Origin of the sequence: Psychromonas ossibalaenae ATCC BAA-1528 (genome assembly GCF_000381745.1) — a bacterium.
Lineage (GTDB): Bacteria > Pseudomonadota > Gammaproteobacteria > Enterobacterales > Psychromonadaceae > Psychromonas > Psychromonas ossibalaenae.
The window spans coordinates 1-18,787 of the sequence record NZ_KB906991.1 but is presented as its reverse complement, the minus strand read 5'-3'; the positions used below and the strand labels follow the sequence as shown (position 1 = coordinate 18,787).

The following is an 18,787-nucleotide window of genomic DNA, read 5'->3' as shown; positions in this document are numbered from 1 at the left end:
AGAAACTTCAAATTTGCGGTAAATATTACTCAGTTACAATATGTTGCAGTCTTAATAAAGGCCCATAGCGATTTCCCGAAAATAACTACAACAACCTTACATTTATTTTTACTTATTTAAATATTTTTAGCGTATTGATTAAGCTCAAAAGATGACCGAGTGATTAATTCATCGAGTCTATGCAGCTGCTTATTATTAAGCGCTTCAGTCTGGCAATGTGACTCTAACTGCTCACATAAGTGGTGTAATCTCACTAAACCTAAAGCGATAGCCGCACCTTTGAGTTTATGGAGTTTTTTTTGTTGTTGATGAGCCGACAGCGTGGAAAAACGGTTGTATTCACTTTCCACTTGCTGACAGAATAACAAAGCAAGTTGTTTTACTTTTTCACAACCTAGATACTCGATATCCTGGTTAGGGATATCAAGATCGAATAATAACGAATTTAGATAGTCATTTTCATTTTTTGAAAAATCGTTGTTCGGGTTAGCTTCTGATGCTGAACTAGTATTACTTTCATTGACGGGTTCACTCGCCGTTTTACCTTTTTCAAGGGGCTGACTAATCAAACCTGCAGCGTTTAACATGACTTGGGCAACACTTGGTTTTAGCTTTTTCATCTGCACGGGTTTTGCGACAAAACCATCAAAACCTGATGCGATAAACTTGGTAATATCTTCATTAAAAACATGAGCAGACACTGCAATCGTTTTAAGCGCATGCTGTTTTTCTTTAGCCATCGCTTTGAGCTGCCTGCAGAGCGTAACGCCGTCAATATCGGGTAAGTTGATATCAAGCAAGGCTAAGTCATAGTTGCTTTCTAACATGTACTTAAGTGCGCTAGTCCCATTTTTAGCCGCAGTTACATGATGTCCAAGCTTATTAACTAAAGCACACGCAACATCAAGGTTGATTTCATTATCTTCGACGATTAAAACGTTATAGCTTGGTGATAGCGCATTTGACGGCATGGTTACTACCTGTTGTGCCTGAACCGCCTCAGTGGAGGCTTTATCAGCAGGTATAGTAAACGAAAAGCAGCTGCCTCGATTTTCTTCACTTATCAGAGATAAACTCCCCTGCATTGCACTAACCAGATGCTGACATATTGCCAACCCTAAGCCTGTACCTGTTGCAGTTTGTAAATTTTCCACTTGAGTAAATGCTTCGAATGCGAGTGCTTGTTTATCTTTAGCAATGCCGCAGCCTGTGTCTGTTACTGAAAAGGTAATCTCGGATGAGCCTGTCTTGTTCTCATTACTGGCAGATATAGATAAAACGATACTTCCCCGCTGCGTATACTTAATCGCATTACTAATCAGATTCAATAATACTTGTCGTAACTTTCCAAGGTCAGCATGACGCCAGATTTCAATATTCAGCCCCATTTCAAAACGTAACAGTAAGCCCTTGTTTACCGCCCTAGCCTGCATCAACTGGATTACATCTTGACCTAATTTAACTAAATCCACAGCACGGTAAGAAAGCTCAATATGACCCGCTTCTATTTTAGAATAGTCAAGAATATCATTAAGGATCTCAAGCAAACTTTCCCCTGAATATAAAATTGTCTCAGCGTACTTTTGTTGATCGTTAGTAAGGTTTGTATCGGCTAAAAGCTCTAAAGTACCAATCATGCCGCTCATTGGTGTGCGTATTTCATGGCTCATAGTCGCCAAAAATACTGACTTAGCCCTATTAGCTTGTTCAGCCTGCAGCTTAGCGGCGGCATGTGCTTTAGATTCATTATTTAATTTTTTGTTGGTTTGGCTTAACTCCTCAGTTCTAAGGCCGACCAGTTGTTCTAGGTTGTCTTTGTGCAGACGTAATTCTTTTTCTGTCTGCTGTTGTTCAACTTCAAGCTGCTGCTTTTTAATGGCCTGTTCTCGAAAAACACCTAGGGCATCAGCCATATGCTTTAACTCTTCATCATTAGATGACGCTACGGTAATTTCAAGATCGCCTGCAGCCAGTTTTTCAATTGCATCGGTGTGTTTTTGTAATTTAAAAACGATGCCTTGATATACCACTTTCCACATCACGAATACGATAACAATAAGTGAGATTAAGGTCGTTATTAAGAAAACGTTTTGTGACCAGAAAACCAATTTTTGATGCTGTAAACTGGTTTGCTTGGCTAATTCACCTTGGCGCTTAACTAAGCTTAAAATGCCTTGATTTAATTGATCTAACTGCGTTGAAATGTGCTGATGCAGTTGATTTTGCTGCTGTTCTAAATCAATGGCTCTTTGTTGGTCAGCAATAAAGTCATCAAATAATTTTAGCTGACTCAACGCTGAACGCGCCAGGTTAAATCTATAGGGATCAGAAATTGCTTCAACCAGTTGGTGTATCAGCTGCAAGTGGCTGTTTTTTAGCTTAGCAAGCTCATTTAACTGCTGATATTGCCCTGTAGACATCACTAAGTTCGCTATTTGCTCGAGTTCTAAAGCATGGCGTTCCAGCGCTGACATTTTATCAAGTAGATTTAAATCATCCTCAATAATTAAATCAATCTCCTGCTGCGCCTGCACAAGTTTATTGCTTTGCTCTATCAGATCATAAAGCCCAGATAAACGTACTAATGCAAAAGTACTTGCATTGGCGACTTGTGATTGAGACAACACTGAAAGTGCATGTACAGACGTTTTTACTACCCCAAAATTTTCATCCAGTTGCTTCTTATTGGTAATTTTAGCTTTTGAAAAGTTACCAAGTTGTTCAATGTTTTGACTAATTTCGTTTTTAAGCGCTAACAAGTAGACTAAATTGTTATTATTAATGTTAAGTAATTCAAGTGCGGTAAATTCCTCTTCAATCGTTAAGTTAAGTTGTTTAAGCTGCAGACTATTTTCTTTTCGCTGCGCTTCATCAGTGGTGTTTTTTAATAACGTCGCGGCATGAGTAATTTGTAAGCTGATATTTGCCAGTTCGCGAGCACTTGAAAGTATGGGTAATGTTTGCCGTGTGATCGTATCGCCGGTACTGGCAATAAGACTGAGTCCATTCCAAGCAACGATACTCACAAAAAGCAGCAGACCGGCTACAAAGCTAAAGGCAAATAATAGCTTGTTACCTATACTTCGACGAAAGTGCAATGTAATATCCTCTTATACTGAACGGCTGATTAATCTTTAAATAGAGTTGATTTTTGTGAAAATATTTTTAGTTTTACCACTAACAATGATAAGTTTTTTCTTTTGTTTTTCATCCGCAGTTCACTCTGCTGAGCAGATAACAAATAACAGCCCTCAACCAATCAGCGTTCGACCAGTCAATCCTCAACCAGTAACTGCTATCAAAATTTGCGCCGTCTATCCACACCTAAAAGATTCTTACTGGCTAAGTATCAATTTTGGCATGACTGAACAAGCAAAACAAAGATCAATTGAATTAAAAGTCCTTGAAGCAGGTGGTTATGGAAATACCGATGAACAATTAAGACAGATTGAACAATGTATTCACTGGCAGGCAAGTGCTATATTAGTTGGTTCTGTCAATTTTGAACAATTGAATCAAAAATTAATACAGGTAAACCAAAAAACCCCCATTTTTGCCCTCGTCAATGAAATTTCCACACAAAACATTACCGGAAGAACGGGTGTTTCCTGGTATCAAATGAGCTATAAACTGGGTGAGTACCTGGTTAAATATCACAATATGCAGTCTCATCAAAAAACGGCTCAACTTGCATGGTTCCCAGGTCCTAAAACGGGTGGCGGCAGTTCACAATCTACGGCAGGTTTACAAGCGGCCTTAGCAGACAGCAATATAGAAATAGTGACAATACAATACGGGTTAAATGAAAAAATCATTCAATTCTCTTTGTTAAAAAACACCTTGGAAAAATATTCAAATATCGATTATTTAGCGGGTAATGCAGTGATGGCAGAGATGGCGATTAGTGAAGTTGCACAATTATCTAAAGAGCAGCGGCCTAAAATTCTGAGTCATTATCTTAGCCATGGTGTCTATCGAGGTATCAAACGTAAAAAAATATTAATGGCGAATTCAGATCAAATGGTACTGCAAGGTAGAATGGCTATCAATCAAGCAGTTGATTATTTACAAACGGGAGCATTAAATGTAGAACAAGCACCTGAAATAATTTCCATCGACCAGAATACTATAAATAAATTTAATGCTGAGCACTCTTTATCACCGAGTCACTTTAAACCGACCTATGAAGTTGGCAGCAACTAACTTACATCTGAAGCAAAGAAATAACCTTCACCGTGAACAGTAATGAAAATCTGAGGATCTTTTGCATTATCTTCAATTTTATTACGTAACCTTCGAACAAGCACATCGATAGTTCGATCATTGGGCGCATCAACACGATGATCAATAAGGTTAAGTAATCGATCGCGACTAAGCACTCGACTCGGGTTAGCCACAAAAGCGACTAACATGTCGTATTCAGCTTTGGTCAATTTTACCGGAATATTGTTTTTAAGTAATTTACGTTTTGGAATATCAAAACAGCATTCACCGAAGCGAAACAGATCATCCTCTTCAATTTTAACCGTTTTTGCTGCGGTAACAGGCTTTTGTTCAGTAAGAGACATTCTCCATAGAATATTTTTAACTCTAACTAATAACTCTCTTAATTCAAACGGCTTAGTAACGTAATCATCCGCCCCCATTTCTAAGCCGATGATTTTATCAATTGAGTCACTGCGCCCCGTCACCAGTACAATACCAATAGTCGACTGACTGCGTAAATTTCGCGTAATCATCAAACCATCTTCATCCGGTAGATTAATATCTAACATGACTAAATCAATGTGATGATTTTCTAAGACCGCATTCATTTGAGCTTTATTTTCTGCTTCACTCACTTGATAACCCGAATGCTGAAAATAACCAACCAACTTGGCTCGCGTTATCGCTTCATCTTCAACCACTAAAATATGTTTACCGTTCAAGCTTTACTTCCTATTCGCTTGTTATCGAAAAATCTAATAACATTTTTACATATTGTGTTCATCTAACTTAACTGGCCGCTATGATAACGCCGTCAAAAATAATTGTTCTGATTATTATCAATCTTGCAGTAGGCACTTATAAATATGTATGAAAACAACAAACCGTTTTGTCGCCGCCATTCTGTTCATATTTTTTCACAATTTTACGCAAACTGACATTTCTCCCCTCATCGTTATTCATATCACTTAGTTAAAGTGCGGTTATTACACTAATTGCTCTAATTAATGACAGAAGTTTCAATCCATTAACTTTTATTATCATAACTACACGACATTGGAATCATTATGGCGAATAAAAAAACAGAATCAGAACAGATAACACGCATTTCCGAATGGAAGACTTTTTTAATGCTAACTGTCTTATTATTTCCTATCTTAAGCCTTTTCGCTATTGGTGGATATGGATTTTCCGTTTGGTTTTTACAAATGTTTGTAATGGGCCCTCCTGGTCATGGTTAAACACACCAGCAGCCCTTTTTCTTTTTACCTTTTCATTATTCTCATTACTAAGGTCTAGTTATGAATAAACTATTTAAACGGTTCTGGCAGATTGTCAGTAAACCAAGCGTCCATTTAAGTTTTGGATTCCTCACCATTGGCGGTTTTCTCGCGGGTATTATTTTCTGGGGTGGTTTTAATACCGCACTTGAAGTCACCAATACTGAAGAGTTTTGTATTGGCTGCCACGAAATGTCAGAAAATGTTTATGTCGAGCTACAAGAAACTGTACATTGGAAAAACAGCTCTGGTGTTCGCGCAACTTGTCCTGATTGTCACGTACCACATAATTGGACGGATAAAATTGCACGTAAAATGCAGGCGTCAAAAGAGGTCTGGGGAGCGGTATTCGGCACCATAGATACACGCGAAAAATTCCTGGATAAACGCGGCGAACTTGCTCAGCATGAGTGGGATCGATTCTCTGCAAACAACTCATTAGAGTGTAAAAACTGCCATAATTACGACAGCATGGATTTTGAAATCATGTCTGAACGAGCACAAGTGCAGATGAAAATGGCGGCAGAACGCGATCAAAGCTGTGTCGATTGTCATAAAGGTATTGCCCATGAATTACCTGAAGATATGGAGTCTGGTGAAGGCACATTAGCTAAATTAGAAGCAATGGCAACCTCGGGTTATAAAAAAGGTGAAAACTATTACAGCGTTCGTCAACTGCCGCTATTTACCGATAAAAGTTTGGCCACTGAAGCTGGACAGCTAAATGCAGCGACAGAAGTAAAGATACTTGAAGTCAGTGGTGATGCAATTAAAGTTGAAATCGACACATGGCGTAAGACCAAAGGTTTCGGCCGCGTGATGTTTGAAGATTTTGCGATGAATATTAACGAAGGGTACTTAACCAAAGAAGTTGCCCAAAGCGATCAATACATGCAGAAAGGTGAAACTAAAGAAGATAATTTAACTGGATTGCCATGGCAGAAAGTAAGCCTAGAACTGTGGATGCATAATAAGTCATTAACCGAGTCGCGCGATACTTTATGGACCTTTGCAAAAACGACTTACGACACAAGTTGTAGTGTTTGTCATACCCAGCCAGCTGAAGGCCATTTTGACAGCAACACTTGGCCAGGCATGTTCAATGGTATGTTGTCGTTTGTAAACTTAGATGGCGATACGCAAGCCCTAGTGCTTAAATATCTACAAAAACATTCATCTGATTTTTCAGATGAAGCACATTAATTAGGAGGTCTCATGTCAATTTCAAGACGTAGTTTTTTAAAAGGTTTGATGGTCTCCAGTACAGCGGTATTAGTCGGCCCTGGTTTATTACAAGTCGCAGAAGCGGCGGCAGCAGAAACAAAAGGGACCTGGAAAATATCAGGCTCACACTGGGGCGCATTCCGCGCCCGCGTTTATGCCGGTAAAGTGCAAGAAATTAAAGCATTTGAAGCCGATAAATACCCAACCGAGATGCTTAACGGCATCAAAGGTATTATCTATAGCCCATCTCGTATCCGTTACCCTATGGTGCGTTATGAGTGGTATTTAAACCGTGAAAAAAGTGATACGACTAAACGTGGAGACAACCGCTTTATTCGTGTCACCTGGGATGAAGCTATTTCGCTTTTCCATGCTGAACTAGAGCGCATGCAGACTCAGTATGGTCCATGGGCAATTCATGCCGGCAGCACCGGCTGGCGTTCAACAGGCCAAGTACATTCATGTGGTAATCATATGGCACGTGCTATTGCGATGCACGGTTATACGGTTAACAAAGTGGGAGACTACTCAACCGGTGCAGGGCAAACAATTATGCCTTATGTACTTGGTACGACTGAAGTTTACGCACAAGGTACATCATGGCCGCTTATTCTTAAAAACAGTAAAACCATTGTATTGTGGGGAAATGATTTAGTTAAAAACCTACAAGTAGGCTGGAACTGTGAAACCCACGAATCATTTGAATATCTTGAGCAATTAAAAGAGAAAATTGCTAATAAAGAGATCCGCGTGATCAGCGTTGATCCGGTTGTCACTAAAACTCAAGATTACCTAAATTCAGAGCAGCAGTACATTAACCCGCAAACCGATGTACCGTTTATGCTGGCGATTGCACATACGCTGTACAAAGAAGAGTTATACGATAAAAAGTTTATCGAAACCTATGCATTAGGTTTTGAAGATTTTCTACCTTACTTGTTAGGTGAGACAAAAGATAAAGTTGAAAAAACACCTGAATGGGCAGAAACCATTTGCGGCATTAAAGCTGATGATATTCGCGAATTTGCACGCTCCATTGTTAAAGAACGCACTCAAATTATGGTGGGTTGGAGCATTCAACGTCAGCAGCATGGTGAGCAGCCTTATTGGATGGCCGCGGTACTTGCAACTATGTTAGGCCAGATTGGCCTACCGGGCGGCGGCATCAGTTACGCACATCATTACAGCTCCGTGGGTGTATCTTCAACTGGTGCAGCAGGCCCCGGTGGTTTCCCGCGTAACCCTGATAAACCACAAAATCGTATCCACAAAAATCAAGACTTTAAAGGTTACAGCAGTACGATTCCTGTTGCGCGCTGGATAGATTGTATATTAGAGCCGGGTAAAAAAATCCAAACGAATGGTGCAACAATTACCCTGCCCGACCTTAAAATGATGGTATTTTCAGGCTGTAACCCTTGGCATCATCACCAAGACCGTAACAACATGAAAAAAGCATTTCATAAATTAGAAACCGTTGTTTCGGTTGATTTTACTTGGACTGCAACCTGTCGTTTCTCTGATATTGTATTACCCGCTTGTACGCAATGGGAACGTAATGATTTAGATCTTTATGGCTCTTACAGTGCACGCGGCATTATTGCTATGCAGAAATTGGTTGATCCCCTGTTTCAATCTAAAACAGATTTCGAAATATTTACGCTGCTTGCGCGTAAGCTTGGTCAAGAAAAAGATTACACACGCGGCAAAACAGAGATGCAATGGGTTGAAGAGCTTTACAGCGACTGTGTAGAATCGAATAAAGCCAACTTCCCAATGCCAGACTTTAAAACATTCTGGAAAGAAGGTTTTGTTGATTTTGGTAAAGGTAAAGATTGGACTCGCCAAGCAGATTTCAGAGAAGACCCTGAAATTAATGCATTAGGTACACCATCAGGATTTATCGAAATATTTAGCCGTAAAATTGATAGATATGGTTACAAAGAGTGCCAAGGTCATCCAATGTGGTTTGAGAAGTCAGAACGTTCACACGGCGGTCCAGGTTCAGATAAGCACCCTATTTGGCTGCAGTCTTGCCACCCTAATAAACGTTTACACTCGCAGATGTGTGATTCACAAGCGTTCCGTGAAACTTACACCGTACAAGGCCGCGAGCCTATATATATCAATAGTGATGATGCAAAAAAACGTAACATCAATGATGGTGATTTAGTACGCGTATTCAATAAACGCGGACAATTACTCGCGGGTGCAGTTATCTCTGATAATTTCCCGACAGGTGTTGCACGTATTGAAGAAGGCGCATGGTATGCACCTCTTGATGAGAAAATAGGTTCACTTGATACCTATGGCGATCCAAATACCTTAACACAGGACATACCAACCTCAGAGCTTGCGCAGGCAACCAGTGCGAATACCTGCCAAGTGCAATATGAAAAATTCCAAGGTCAGGCACCTGCTGTTACTGCATTTTCTGGCCCAATAGAAGCGAGTTAAGCGATGATGGATACTGATATTTCAGTGGTTAATGAATCACGCGCAAGTTTGTACTGGTGGTTTGCCACCTTGCTCACTAAAGAGCTGGATAAAGAGCAGTTAGCTTTATATTTCTCTGGTGAAGGTTTGCAGTTATTAGATCAATTAGCCGAAGAAGCGGTTTTTGAAAAGCCGGTTAAGCAGATTAAATCCGCTTTATTAACGGTATTAGCAGTTAAACAACCTGAGCTAGAGTTAGCTGCTGATTTTAGTGAGCTGTTTTTAACGGATGCAAAAAAAGGTGCACCACCCTACGCATCTGTTTATCTATCGGAAACGGGACAACTCTTTGAGCAGCCTCATCACGATATGCTGGCGATATTTAAAAAGCAGGGTTTAGCGGTTGATCCGACTTTTAATGAACCTGCTGACCATATTGCCATTCAGCTTGACTACCTCGGTAACCTGATCATACAGGATGGAGGTGAGGTAAGTGAAACACAAGTAGCGTTTATCGAAGAGTCGGTTTTACCATGGCTGGGGCTTTTTGTAACGGCAACCACAAAGGTGAGTAACTCCGGTTTTTACCAGGGAATTTGTCAGTTAATGCAGGCTTTTATCGAGCAGGATATTGCAGCAATAAAAGCCTAATTATTGACCCGTAATCAATCAGTAACGAGGCATTACCTCATTGCTGAGTAAAGCAGACTGAGTCAGGTTAAAGTTAATCTGACTCAGTTTATCTCCTGAATGAAAAAACGATGAATCTTAGCTAGAAAACAATTAGCGACATCCCAACTTTTTACTAACGATTTAAAACTCAACGCAAAACATCATCTATCCCCCTTACCTAGTCACTAAGATGACGGGGTATGAATGTCACTAGCCTTTGATATTTACTCAAAAGGGATTTTCATAATCTCTTTATTAACAAATGGAACAACCATTGCCTCTGAAGTACCATTTGTCACACAAACAGATCCAAAAAGATACGCATATTCAAACTGTTGTTACTTTACCTTCCTGGCGACTACCTTTGTCACCTAATCAGGGGCTGTGCCGTTCAGACACCACCCATTCAAGTAGAACAAGATGGGTTGACTACAACAAGGTAATGTTATTTTCCTTCACCACTGCTTCAAATGAGTCGTTAAGGAATGCCACATCGGTGTATCCGTATTTAAGCAGAATCTCATAGGCTAATGCGGCCCGAGCACCACCAGCACAGTGCACAATCACCTTAGCACCCTTCGGAATTTTAGATAAATTTTTACCTAAATCATCAAGTGGAATGTGTACCGATTTCGCAAGACGCCCAGTGGCAGCTTCCTCTGTATCACGCACATCAAGGATGGTTGCTCCGCCTTCTAACACAGCTTTTACAAACACACTTTCTTGCACCGCTCCTTTTATCGGTTTTTTCACATATTCCAGAGTGTCTGCTATCCTGCCCGTCTCTTTCGGCCCAGACCATGCGTCCAAACCACCATTAAGAATGGTTACATTTTTATATTTCCAAAACGTTAATATCTCATAAGCTTCAATCGCTTCATCACTGTCATCGCTATTCGCAATAATAACAATAGGCGCTTTTTTATCACGTACTGCCATGACTAAACGTTTTTTCACTGGATATTTATCTTGATTCCATTTTGCATGCATAGCAGCCAGCGTCGACGCTGGCATATGGGCAGAGCCTTTGATGAAACTAGGTGCCACGTCACGAACGTCCAGAATCACATGATGAATATCAAGATTTTTTGAAAGCCAGCCGGCATTAACATGAGCAGGATAAACCTCCTCTTTCCATGCAGGATAACCTTCCACATAAGCGCGTACATTGGTGTAGCCTTTCTTCATTGCGATGTTCATCGCTTTTGGGCTTAGGGGGCAGGTTACGCCGCCGCAGTAAAAAACAATTGCCGTTGTTTTGTCTTTAGGCAGCCACTTAAGGTTTTTCGCAAGTGCTGAAGCAGGGGTTGGCATCGCTGTTGGAATATGACCTAAATTATAAATTCTAGCCGGACGAGCATCTCCTAAAAAGTAAGGACCGCTCCCCTCCATCAGGGTTTCAAGTTCCTCAGTGTTGATCACTCTTTCAGGCGGCAGCTTAACCAGGATCCGTTTTATTTTAGTTGCTACCCCTTGCTCGTTTACACTCGCCTTGAACTTAGTATTGACCGTCAGATCTTTAAAATCTTCTGCGCTTTCAAGTACCGTTTCATCGCTAAACTTAATCACGCTGATTTCTTTCGTCTTGGGGTTTAGGTATTTAATGACCTTACCCTTTATTGAAATTGACTGAACCTTTCCCACTACTTCAGCAGCAAGAAGCGAATAAGGCATTATCGTTAAACACAAGACAATAATGATTTTGTTCCACATAAAATTTCTCCTAATAACCGTTAATCACATGCTGCCAACTCACCGCTGTCTGCTGCATATTTCATAGCAAAATCTTTAATATCCGGCGCTATTTCCTGAAATTTTTCACTGGCAAGAAACGCGGCCGATTCAGGATGTTTTTTGGAAAATTTCTTAATAAATCTACTTGCGTCTTTTTTAAAGTAACGTTTCCATTCCACTGTTAAGTATTGAGATGCAAATTCCTGCCCGTTATAACCAAAAACAGGCCTTAAGTATTCTAAGTAATATTCTTGTCCTTTAGTGGCATCGGCAGATGCATTAATAGAAAACATTAACAGCAATGCCGTGAGTATTATTTTCATGTCCCGTACCTCTCTGCGTTGATCCATTATTGGTGGTCCCCCACCTAAGCGTTTACTTTATATAATTATTTTCCAAGCGTTTCTTTTCCTGTCAACATGCTCTTAAGGTGGCTTGAAAGCTTTGCTCCAAAAGTGATCATATATAGATGAACAATCAAAAAGGCGATGACTGCATAGGCACAGAATGTATGAACTGCCGCCACAAATCCAATATGTTCAATCACACCTGCGGCGCGTATTTCAGGAAAGAAAAAGAAAACTAATCCGGTGATAATCTGCAGCGGCACTAAGCCGAATAACACCAGTAAATAGGTCATACGCTGTAATGGATTAAACTTGTTTTCCGCTGTCATATGATGAGGGTGTGCTTCGCCTATAAATACGCCATATAGGTAGTAACGTAAAACTCCATCAATGCCATCCATATCAGGAATAAACTGCTTCCACTCTCCTGTGGTCAATATCCAGGTAAAAATCAGTACCACTAATCCAGTCCATACAAATCCTCCAATATGGTGAAGATGAGAGCTTGTTTCAAAACCAATAATTGAAGTAATGCCGTGCAGCTCTAAACCCGTAAATATCAGGGCAACTACCAACAATGCTTGCCCCCAGTGCCAGAAACGTTCAAAACGTTTGTAAAGCGTGGTTGTCTTTTTCATCTTGATACCTTTTCTATGACTGAACTTGTGAAGAAGACTTTCTGCGATATGCACTCACAACACGGTAACCTACATGCAGCAGCATCCCGCCAAGCGTTCCCCAAATAGCTAATACACCAAACCATTCCACCAAGTTGTAACGATCACGCCCTACTAAGTAGAAATCATTGAGCCCCTGTAAACGGCTCGGTCTACCATGACATGCCTCGCACTCAAGTGCCTGCTCTTTTGGTGCGACCATATGTTTGATCGGCCAGTAACCGTTAGTTTCAATAAAATCATATTGACCGCTGAACTCAACGTCGTTTAACCTGGCCCCTGCGGTTAGCGCTTTTGGCCAGTCAAACTCGGTCCAGAATGCCCCCGTCCCTTTTCTTCCATACAGTTTAATCGGCAGGAAATGATTCAACTCTGTATCGTAAGGCTGTCTGCCTCGGTGGATTTTGAATGGCCAGATACGCGCTTTAGGATCCTGGTAGCCGCCAGTGGGTGGATTGATATCGATGGGCGCTTTACTTGGATCAATATTATCTAAGAAAGTGATTTGTTTAAGCTCACCTTTGTACCAGCGATATTCCGGCACAACATTTCGTCCCCACGTAAAGGTCCCTTTTTTACTCATGTAGGCATGATGGGTCACGCCGTCAAATTCTTCATCAATAGAATACGGCTTGCCGTTTTTTAGATCACCTGCTGTCGACCAGTCCCATGACAACTTGGTGAGATAAGGGCCGCGTGCCATTTCTGGAATATGACAAGATGCACAAGCTACTTTAGCGGTGTGGTTATCTATGTCACGATCATTATGCGGCGTACTGCTATGACAAGATTCACAAGAAACATTGCTGCCGTCACGATCGCTTCGGCCCATATCCAATTCATAATCGATAAAAGATTTTCTATCGTAGTAACGTCCAGATATTTGATGATCATCCGCTGAGTGGCAGTTTTGACAGGTAAAGTTGAGTTTATCAGGACTCATATGTACATCGAGTGCAAACTCAGGGTTGAGTAGCGAAAGGTCTGTATCGCCATGTTTCACACCGTTGCCGCCTCCGCCAACGGCATGACAAGCTAAGCAGTTTTCGCGCCCAGGATCGCCAACATGTTGAGCAACAAAACTCAAATCAACCGCTTTTTCAATTCTGGCCCCAACTTTAGTGTCTTCATAATACGGGTGCCCTGACATCGCCGCCGATTTTTTATAAGTGCCGGTTTTATCGTGACACACTAAACAATCGACATTCTCTTCTGCATCCAGCTCAAATTCTTTGTTACGCCAGCCATAACCTACATGACATTGAGTACAGCTTTCATTGCCAAGAGCAGAAACACAATAATTGTTAAATGCATTTTTTGACTTCCCCATTTCAACGCCGTCCACTTCTTTTTTCCAAGTCCAGTGGAAGGTTTTATGGACCTGTTTGGCGGCTTCGGTGTGGCATTCAAGACAAGCTTCAGTTACATCTGGCGCGTAATCGAATTCCTGCTGCAAAACTTCAAATTGTGAGTGATCCGCAGTGCCGGCAACGCTCGATACTTCACGATCTTCCATTGAAGGCGCGGCAGGAGGTGATGCAATGCTCACAATGGGCATGACACTAACAGCAGACAATATAATCAAAATAGTATTGCGGAGTTTATTCATGAGATTAGCCTTACAACAAGATCCCTTCTCGATCAATTGAGCTCACCAAATCAATGAATTTTTGTTGATTAATTCAACGAAAATTCACTCTGGATAAGGCGACTTAACGCTCAACGGTGCAGCCTTCAATGTAGATTAGCAAAACCTACATAAGATAAACCTAATATAGTACATATAACCTTGTTTTAATTGTGGCGATATGCGGGTTTTGCGTTTTTGCTATCTAGATCATATTTACAGAAACGAGTATCACTTCTGAGAGTGTTGTGACTAAATGTATTTGATCATATTTGATCATATTTTATCGTTTTATAAGGTGTTTTAAGGTTCTGCTTAGTTAAAGATTCGAGAGTTATTAGCCCCGCCTGGAATAAGCGAGCGTTGTGCTGCAGGAATACCTGACTGTTCCATGCTGCAATTATGAAACTTTATGCACTAATACACTAGTCCCTCAGAATCCTACCATTAAACCAATAGTTCAAATGAAGTCGAGGAACGAAGCATGACAGGGCTACATAAATATCGCAATTTCAATCAGGAACTATTCTTTATCCATAGGTATCATTTCTGGGATTTCTGAATTGAGAGGCAAATAGAAGAAAATGAAAGTAGTTCAACAAAATGAAGAACGAATAAGAAAAGTGTGTGATTTTATCAATGGCAACTTAGATCAAGACCTCTCTCTAGAGCTGTTGAGTGACACAGCCGCATGCTCTAAGTACCATTTTCACCGCATATTTAAGTCATTCATGGGAATTAGTACGATTCAGTTTGTTCGCTTAACACGAATGAAGCGAGCTTCATTTAGGTTGGCATTTGAACCAGAATACAGTATTACCGATATTGCTTATGAAGCTCATTTCGAGAGTCCAGAAGCTTTTTCACGTGCATTTTCTAGAATTTTTGGACAGTCCCCCTCCCTGTTTAGGAATCGGCCAGAGTGGCAATCTTGGTACTCAAAATATGAATTTAATCCACCGATAAACAGAAAAAGTGCTGTGAAAGTAAAAATAATAGACTTCAATGAGAGAGATGTCGCTTTGATTGAGCATAAAGGCAGTCCTCGATTAGTTTTTGAGACAGTCGCAAAATTTATTGCCTGGAGAAAAACAACTGGCTTATCACCCATTAAAACAAGCGAGACGTTCGGTATACCTTACTCAGATCCAAATGATACACCAGATGAAGAGTTTCGATTTGATATATGTGGAACCCATAAAGGTGAAGTTCCCGAAAATGTCTATGGAATAAAATCAGGGGTAATACCAGAAGGTCGCTGTGCCGTTGCTCTACATAAGGGAAGTCATGATCTTATTAGTGAAACCCTGTATTACTTGTATCAAAAATGGCTGCCGGATAGTGGAAAAGAGCTAAGAGATTTTCCATGCTTCTTCCGCTACCTAAACTTTGTTCATGAAGTAGACGAATGTGAATTATTAACTGAAATCTATCTGCCGCTAAAATAGCAAGTTGATATCAGGTGACGGCAGATCCATTGCCTGGTTAGTGTATTACTCGATGAAGCGGCGGCTACCGTTTTTGTTTATTTAGGGAGCAACCTAGCAGTCAGCTCCAGCACATAAGCACTTTAAACGGAACAAAAAGTTGGCTACGTTCCGCTTTGCTACACAATTATAGCCAACAATTTTTGCCCGCTTAAGTGGGCGTTATGAACGACCCATTATTAGAGGAAATTATTTTGATAATTAGTAACATGAATTATTCTGCTGGAAGCAAAACAATCAAAATACAAGATGAAATCAACAATATCAATTTCCAGTCTTGGATTTTATATCCGAGTATAGATAATTCTCAGGATATAAAGATTGGTCCCTATAGTATTAATGTATGCCCCGAAGGGAAATTGGCAAAAGGTAATTTTCCACTGGTGATAATATCCCACGGCGGCGGTGGATCACATCTGCTTTATCGGATAGTAGCTCAGCATTTAGCAGAAAATGGTTATATTGTGGCGATGCCTGAACATCATGGTAATAACAGAAACGACAATTACCTTGAAGGACATAATAAAAATTTAACCTTGCGTACAAGACATATACGTCTTGTCACAGACACATTGCTCTGTGATCCTGAGTTGATGGAATGTATAGACTCTCGACAGATTTTTATGATCGGACATTCTATGGGGGGGAGCACTGCGCTTGCCGTCGCAGGGGCTGTTCCCTGGTCGATAGAAAGGAAACAAGTCGAAGTTGTTAACGATCAACGAGTTAAGGCGCTTGTGCTTTTTGCTCCAGCTGCAGCATGGTTCCAGCAGCCTGATTCGTTCAACCATGTCAATCTGCCCATTTTGTTTTTTTCAGCGGAGCACGACACTCTCACACCTTATTGGCAAGCCGACCTGATAAAACAAAACGTAAAGAACCCAGCGCTCATCACTTTAAAAACAGTTGAAAATGCCGGCCACTTATCTTTTCTTGCACCATTCCCAGAGAGCATGCGAAATAAATACTTTTCTCCATCACAAGATCCCGATGGATTTGATCGAGAGGCTTTTCATGAAAAATTGAAAACTGAAGTTCTTAATTATTTCAACAAACAACGTGGAAACAAGCAATGATAGAAGAAAAGCTCATAATTACCCGCTTAAACAGGTTGTGATACACAGCTAGCTGTTTGTAAAGTTATTGAAATGATGCTTCTGCATTTACCATCTTTGGGCACAATTTTAATGACGATATAGGAAACGTATTATCGCATGGCTTCTAAATAGAACAGAATAATAGCCATACCAGAAAATTACTAAAGCGCTTTGGATCACCAACCACCATAGAAATTATTATCATAACAACGCTAATGGCGTGGTCATTTTAACTAAAACACTACAGTCAATAGCTACATTTAAGCAGATCATTAAAAATCATATTAATTAATACCATAGCGAACTAAGTCAAATTTTTGTTGCCTACATAGTCAATTGAATTAACAACAATTTAAAAGGATTTAATAATGGCAAATACGTTTGCACTAATATTAGTAATTTTAACTTTTTTCACCGGTATTGTCTGGGTCATCGATAAAGTCAGATGGGCCCCTGTGCGTGATAAAGCGCGTCAGAGAGCTCAGGTTGGGGAGCCTCTTAATGAGAAAATGCGGAATAATATTCAGCCTGAGAATGTTCTGATAGAAAATGCACGCTCTCTATTTCCGGTAATAGCTGTGGTGTTTGTATTACGTTCCTTTTTGTATGAACCTTTCCAGATTCCGTCGGGTTCGATGATGCCAACTCTGTTGATTGGTGATTTTATTCTCGTGGAAAAATACTCCTACGGTGTAAAGGAGCCACTCTGGCACAATACTCTTATTCCGACAAGTAAACCTAAACGCGGTGATGTTGCTGTTTTTAAATACCCTGAAGACACTCGTATAGATTTTATCAAGCGAGTGATTGGGCTGCCCGGAGATCGTATCGTTTATAAAGATAAGCAGATGTATTTAGTGTCCAACTGCGCGAAAGAGCAATGTGGATCCTACAAAAAATTGGATACTCACTTTTTACAAGATAAAACCTTTAGCGATGAAAGAGGAGTGCAGAAAATATACAATGAAGTTTTAGGAAAAACTGAACATCAAATATTAATCACTCCGATAGCGGGTGAGCGTATCAGCAGGTATTTCCAGCAGCAGGATACCGTAACCTATCAGTATGAGTGGGTTGTTCCGCAAGGTCATTACTTTGTGATGGGCGATAACCGTGATAATAGTGAGGACAGTCGCTTCTGGGGTTTTGTTCCGGAAAAGAACTTAGTAGGTAAAGCCGTGTTTACTTGGATAAGCTTTGAGCTTGATCGGGATGCGAACGGATTTTTACCAACCTGGATACCGAGTGCAGTACGCTTTGGACGTATTGGTAAGATCAAGTGATAATCGTAAGCACAGCACTGACATGTAGTCTGCATTGACTTGATTAGGTATTTATAAATCTAACCTGACTTCAACTTAACTGTTTGATTGGATAGTTAAGTTGGGAATAGAAAAATTGCCCTCATATATATTGCTAAGCCACTATGGGGGTAACCTCAACAGATAAATACTACAAAAATTCTAAGGCTGTATGTGCTTCTATGTGTCACAGAAAACAGTCAACCTATCTTCTATCTAAGTTAACTTTTTATAATGCCCTGTCATTACAATTCATGACATATTTCTGGCAAAAATCAGTGAAATAATTGGCATCCTTCTATGAACATTATAGTGGCACAATAGTTTTGCTCGCTTATGTAGAGGTAAATGATTAGTAAGCGTCCGGCCAACTACACTGGCTCGAGTTTTACGTTCCATGGCAAGAGCGAATCTATCTCATCTGGCTGATTTGATAACTGTTCAAGGCAGTGCATTAAGTAGTTAAAGGGCATTAACCCGTTTGCTTTCGCCGTTTCGATAACGCTATAAAGAATCGCACTGGCTACAGCTCCATTTTTAGTATTAGCAAACAACCAGTTCTTACGACCAATAACAAATGGTTTGATCGCCCGCTCTGCACGATTATTATCAATAGATAATTGACCGTCATTAATATATTGCACCAGCTTAGGCCACTGATTAATGCTGTAACTGACGGCTTTTCCAAGCGCACTTTTC

At 40.4% G+C, this 18,787-nt stretch carries 15 protein-coding genes; 8 read left to right on the top strand and 7 right to left on the bottom strand.

From position 1 onward, the window contains the following. Positions 1-116: 116 nt before the first annotated feature. The gene (torS, locus tag G327_RS0112920) at positions 117-3,098 is read right to left on the bottom strand and encodes a TMAO reductase system sensor histidine kinase/response regulator TorS (protein WP_019615205.1); all 2,982 of its coding nucleotides are present in this window, start codon (positions 3,096-3,098) and stop codon (positions 117-119) included. A gap of 55 nt (positions 3,099-3,153) precedes the next feature. Between torS and torT the strand changes: the two genes are divergently transcribed. Beyond that, entirely contained in the window at positions 3,154-4,203 is a 1,050-nt protein-coding gene (torT, locus tag G327_RS24640) for a TMAO reductase system periplasmic protein TorT (protein WP_033298275.1), read from the top strand. On the opposite strand, the gene torR is transcribed toward torT, so the two are convergent. Continuing rightward, positions 4,200-4,928 carry a two-component system response regulator TorR gene (gene torR, locus G327_RS0112910; RefSeq protein WP_019615203.1) on the bottom strand — a complete coding sequence of 243 codons (729 nt, stop codon included), beginning with the start codon at positions 4,926-4,928 and terminating at the stop codon, positions 4,200-4,202. The two genes, torT and torR, sit on opposite strands and share 4 nt — an antisense overlap. Before the next feature lie 345 nt (positions 4,929-5,273). Between torR and torE the strand changes: the two genes are divergently transcribed. The 4 genes from torE to torD are packed head-to-tail and all read left to right on the top strand — an operon-like array spanning position 5,274 to position 9,797. After that, entirely contained in the window at positions 5,274-5,447 is a 174-nt protein-coding gene (gene torE / locus G327_RS0112905; protein ID WP_019615202.1) for a trimethylamine N-oxide reductase system protein TorE, read from the top strand. A gap of 60 nt (positions 5,448-5,507) precedes the next feature. Next, positions 5,508-6,689, top strand: coding sequence for a pentaheme c-type cytochrome TorC (gene torC, locus G327_RS0112900; RefSeq protein WP_019615201.1), 1,182 nt, complete (start codon positions 5,508-5,510; stop codon positions 6,687-6,689). 12 nt (positions 6,690-6,701) lie between these two features. Further along, complete coding sequence (gene torA / locus G327_RS0112895; RefSeq protein ID WP_019615200.1) at positions 6,702-9,167, top strand: trimethylamine-N-oxide reductase TorA; 2,466 nt, start codon at positions 6,702-6,704, stop codon at positions 9,165-9,167. A 3-nt stretch (positions 9,168-9,170) separates the two neighbouring features. Beyond that, a complete protein-coding gene (gene torD / locus G327_RS0112890; protein ID WP_019615199.1) occupies positions 9,171-9,797 on the top strand; it encodes a molecular chaperone TorD in 627 nt (208 codons plus the stop codon). Between the two features lie 450 nt (positions 9,798-10,247). Here the strand turns inward: torD and G327_RS0112885 are convergent, their stop codons facing one another. The 4 genes from G327_RS0112885 to G327_RS0112870 form a co-directional block, all read right to left on the bottom strand. Continuing rightward, positions 10,248-11,531 (bottom strand): rhodanese-like domain-containing protein, encoded by a 1,284-nt coding sequence (locus G327_RS0112885; RefSeq protein WP_019615198.1) that lies wholly within the window; start codon positions 11,529-11,531, stop codon positions 10,248-10,250. A 20-nt stretch (positions 11,532-11,551) separates the two neighbouring features. After that, entirely contained in the window at positions 11,552-11,875 is a 324-nt protein-coding gene (locus tag G327_RS0112880) for a hypothetical protein (protein WP_019615197.1), read from the bottom strand. A gap of 65 nt (positions 11,876-11,940) precedes the next feature. Then, positions 11,941-12,537, bottom strand: a complete 597-nt coding sequence (locus G327_RS0112875) for a cytochrome b/b6 domain-containing protein (RefSeq protein WP_019615196.1) — start codon at positions 12,535-12,537, stop codon at positions 11,941-11,943. Between the two features lie 13 nt (positions 12,538-12,550). Further along, positions 12,551-14,185 carry a tetrathionate reductase family octaheme c-type cytochrome gene (locus tag G327_RS0112870; RefSeq protein ID WP_019615195.1) on the bottom strand — a complete coding sequence of 545 codons (1,635 nt, stop codon included), beginning with the start codon at positions 14,183-14,185 and terminating at the stop codon, positions 12,551-12,553. Between the two features lie 602 nt (positions 14,186-14,787). On the opposite strand from G327_RS0112870, the gene G327_RS0112865 reads away from it, so the two are divergent. The 3 genes from G327_RS0112865 (at position 14,788) to lepB (ending at position 18,070) form a co-directional block, all read left to right on the top strand. After that, complete coding sequence (locus tag G327_RS0112865) at positions 14,788-15,651, top strand: AraC family transcriptional regulator (protein WP_019615194.1); 864 nt, start codon at positions 14,788-14,790, stop codon at positions 15,649-15,651. 203 nt (positions 15,652-15,854) lie between these two features. After that, positions 15,855-16,766 carry an alpha/beta hydrolase family protein gene (locus G327_RS0112860; RefSeq protein WP_019615193.1) on the top strand — a complete coding sequence of 304 codons (912 nt, stop codon included), beginning with the start codon at positions 15,855-15,857 and terminating at the stop codon, positions 16,764-16,766. 389 nt (positions 16,767-17,155) lie between these two features. Beyond that, positions 17,156-18,070, top strand: a complete 915-nt coding sequence (lepB, locus tag G327_RS0112855) for a signal peptidase I (protein ID WP_019615192.1) — start codon at positions 17,156-17,158, stop codon at positions 18,068-18,070. A 389-nt stretch (positions 18,071-18,459) separates the two neighbouring features. On the opposite strand, the gene G327_RS24635 is transcribed toward lepB, so the two are convergent. Beyond that, a partial coding sequence (locus tag G327_RS24635; protein WP_019615191.1) for an IS66 family transposase occupies positions 18,460-18,787 on the bottom strand: 328 nt, incomplete at its 5' end.

Excerpts from the sequence above, each read along its gene's own strand:
- G327_RS0112870 (WP_019615195.1), bottom strand. The coding sequence starts at position 14,185 with ATGAATAAACTCCGCAATACTATTTTGATTATATTGTCTGCTGTTAGT.
- G327_RS0112875 (WP_019615196.1), bottom strand. The coding sequence starts at position 12,537 with ATGAAAAAGACAACCACGCTTTACAAACGTTTTGAACGTTTCTGGCAC.
- lepB (WP_019615192.1), top strand. The coding sequence starts at position 17,156 with ATGGCAAATACGTTTGCACTAATATTAGTAATTTTAACTTTTTTCACC.
- G327_RS0112860 (WP_019615193.1), top strand. The coding sequence starts at position 15,855 with ATGAACGACCCATTATTAGAGGAAATTATTTTGATAATTAGTAACATG.
- G327_RS0112880 (WP_019615197.1), bottom strand. The coding sequence starts at position 11,875 with ATGAAAATAATACTCACGGCATTGCTGTTAATGTTTTCTATTAATGCA.
- G327_RS0112885 (WP_019615198.1), bottom strand. The coding sequence starts at position 11,531 with ATGTGGAACAAAATCATTATTGTCTTGTGTTTAACGATAATGCCTTAT.
- torA (WP_019615200.1), top strand. The coding sequence starts at position 6,702 with ATGTCAATTTCAAGACGTAGTTTTTTAAAAGGTTTGATGGTCTCCAGT.
- torE (WP_019615202.1), top strand. The coding sequence starts at position 5,274 with ATGGCGAATAAAAAAACAGAATCAGAACAGATAACACGCATTTCCGAA.
- torC (WP_019615201.1), top strand. The coding sequence starts at position 5,508 with ATGAATAAACTATTTAAACGGTTCTGGCAGATTGTCAGTAAACCAAGC.
- G327_RS0112865 (WP_019615194.1), top strand. The coding sequence starts at position 14,788 with ATGAAAGTAGTTCAACAAAATGAAGAACGAATAAGAAAAGTGTGTGAT.
- torD (WP_019615199.1), top strand. The coding sequence starts at position 9,171 with ATGATGGATACTGATATTTCAGTGGTTAATGAATCACGCGCAAGTTTG.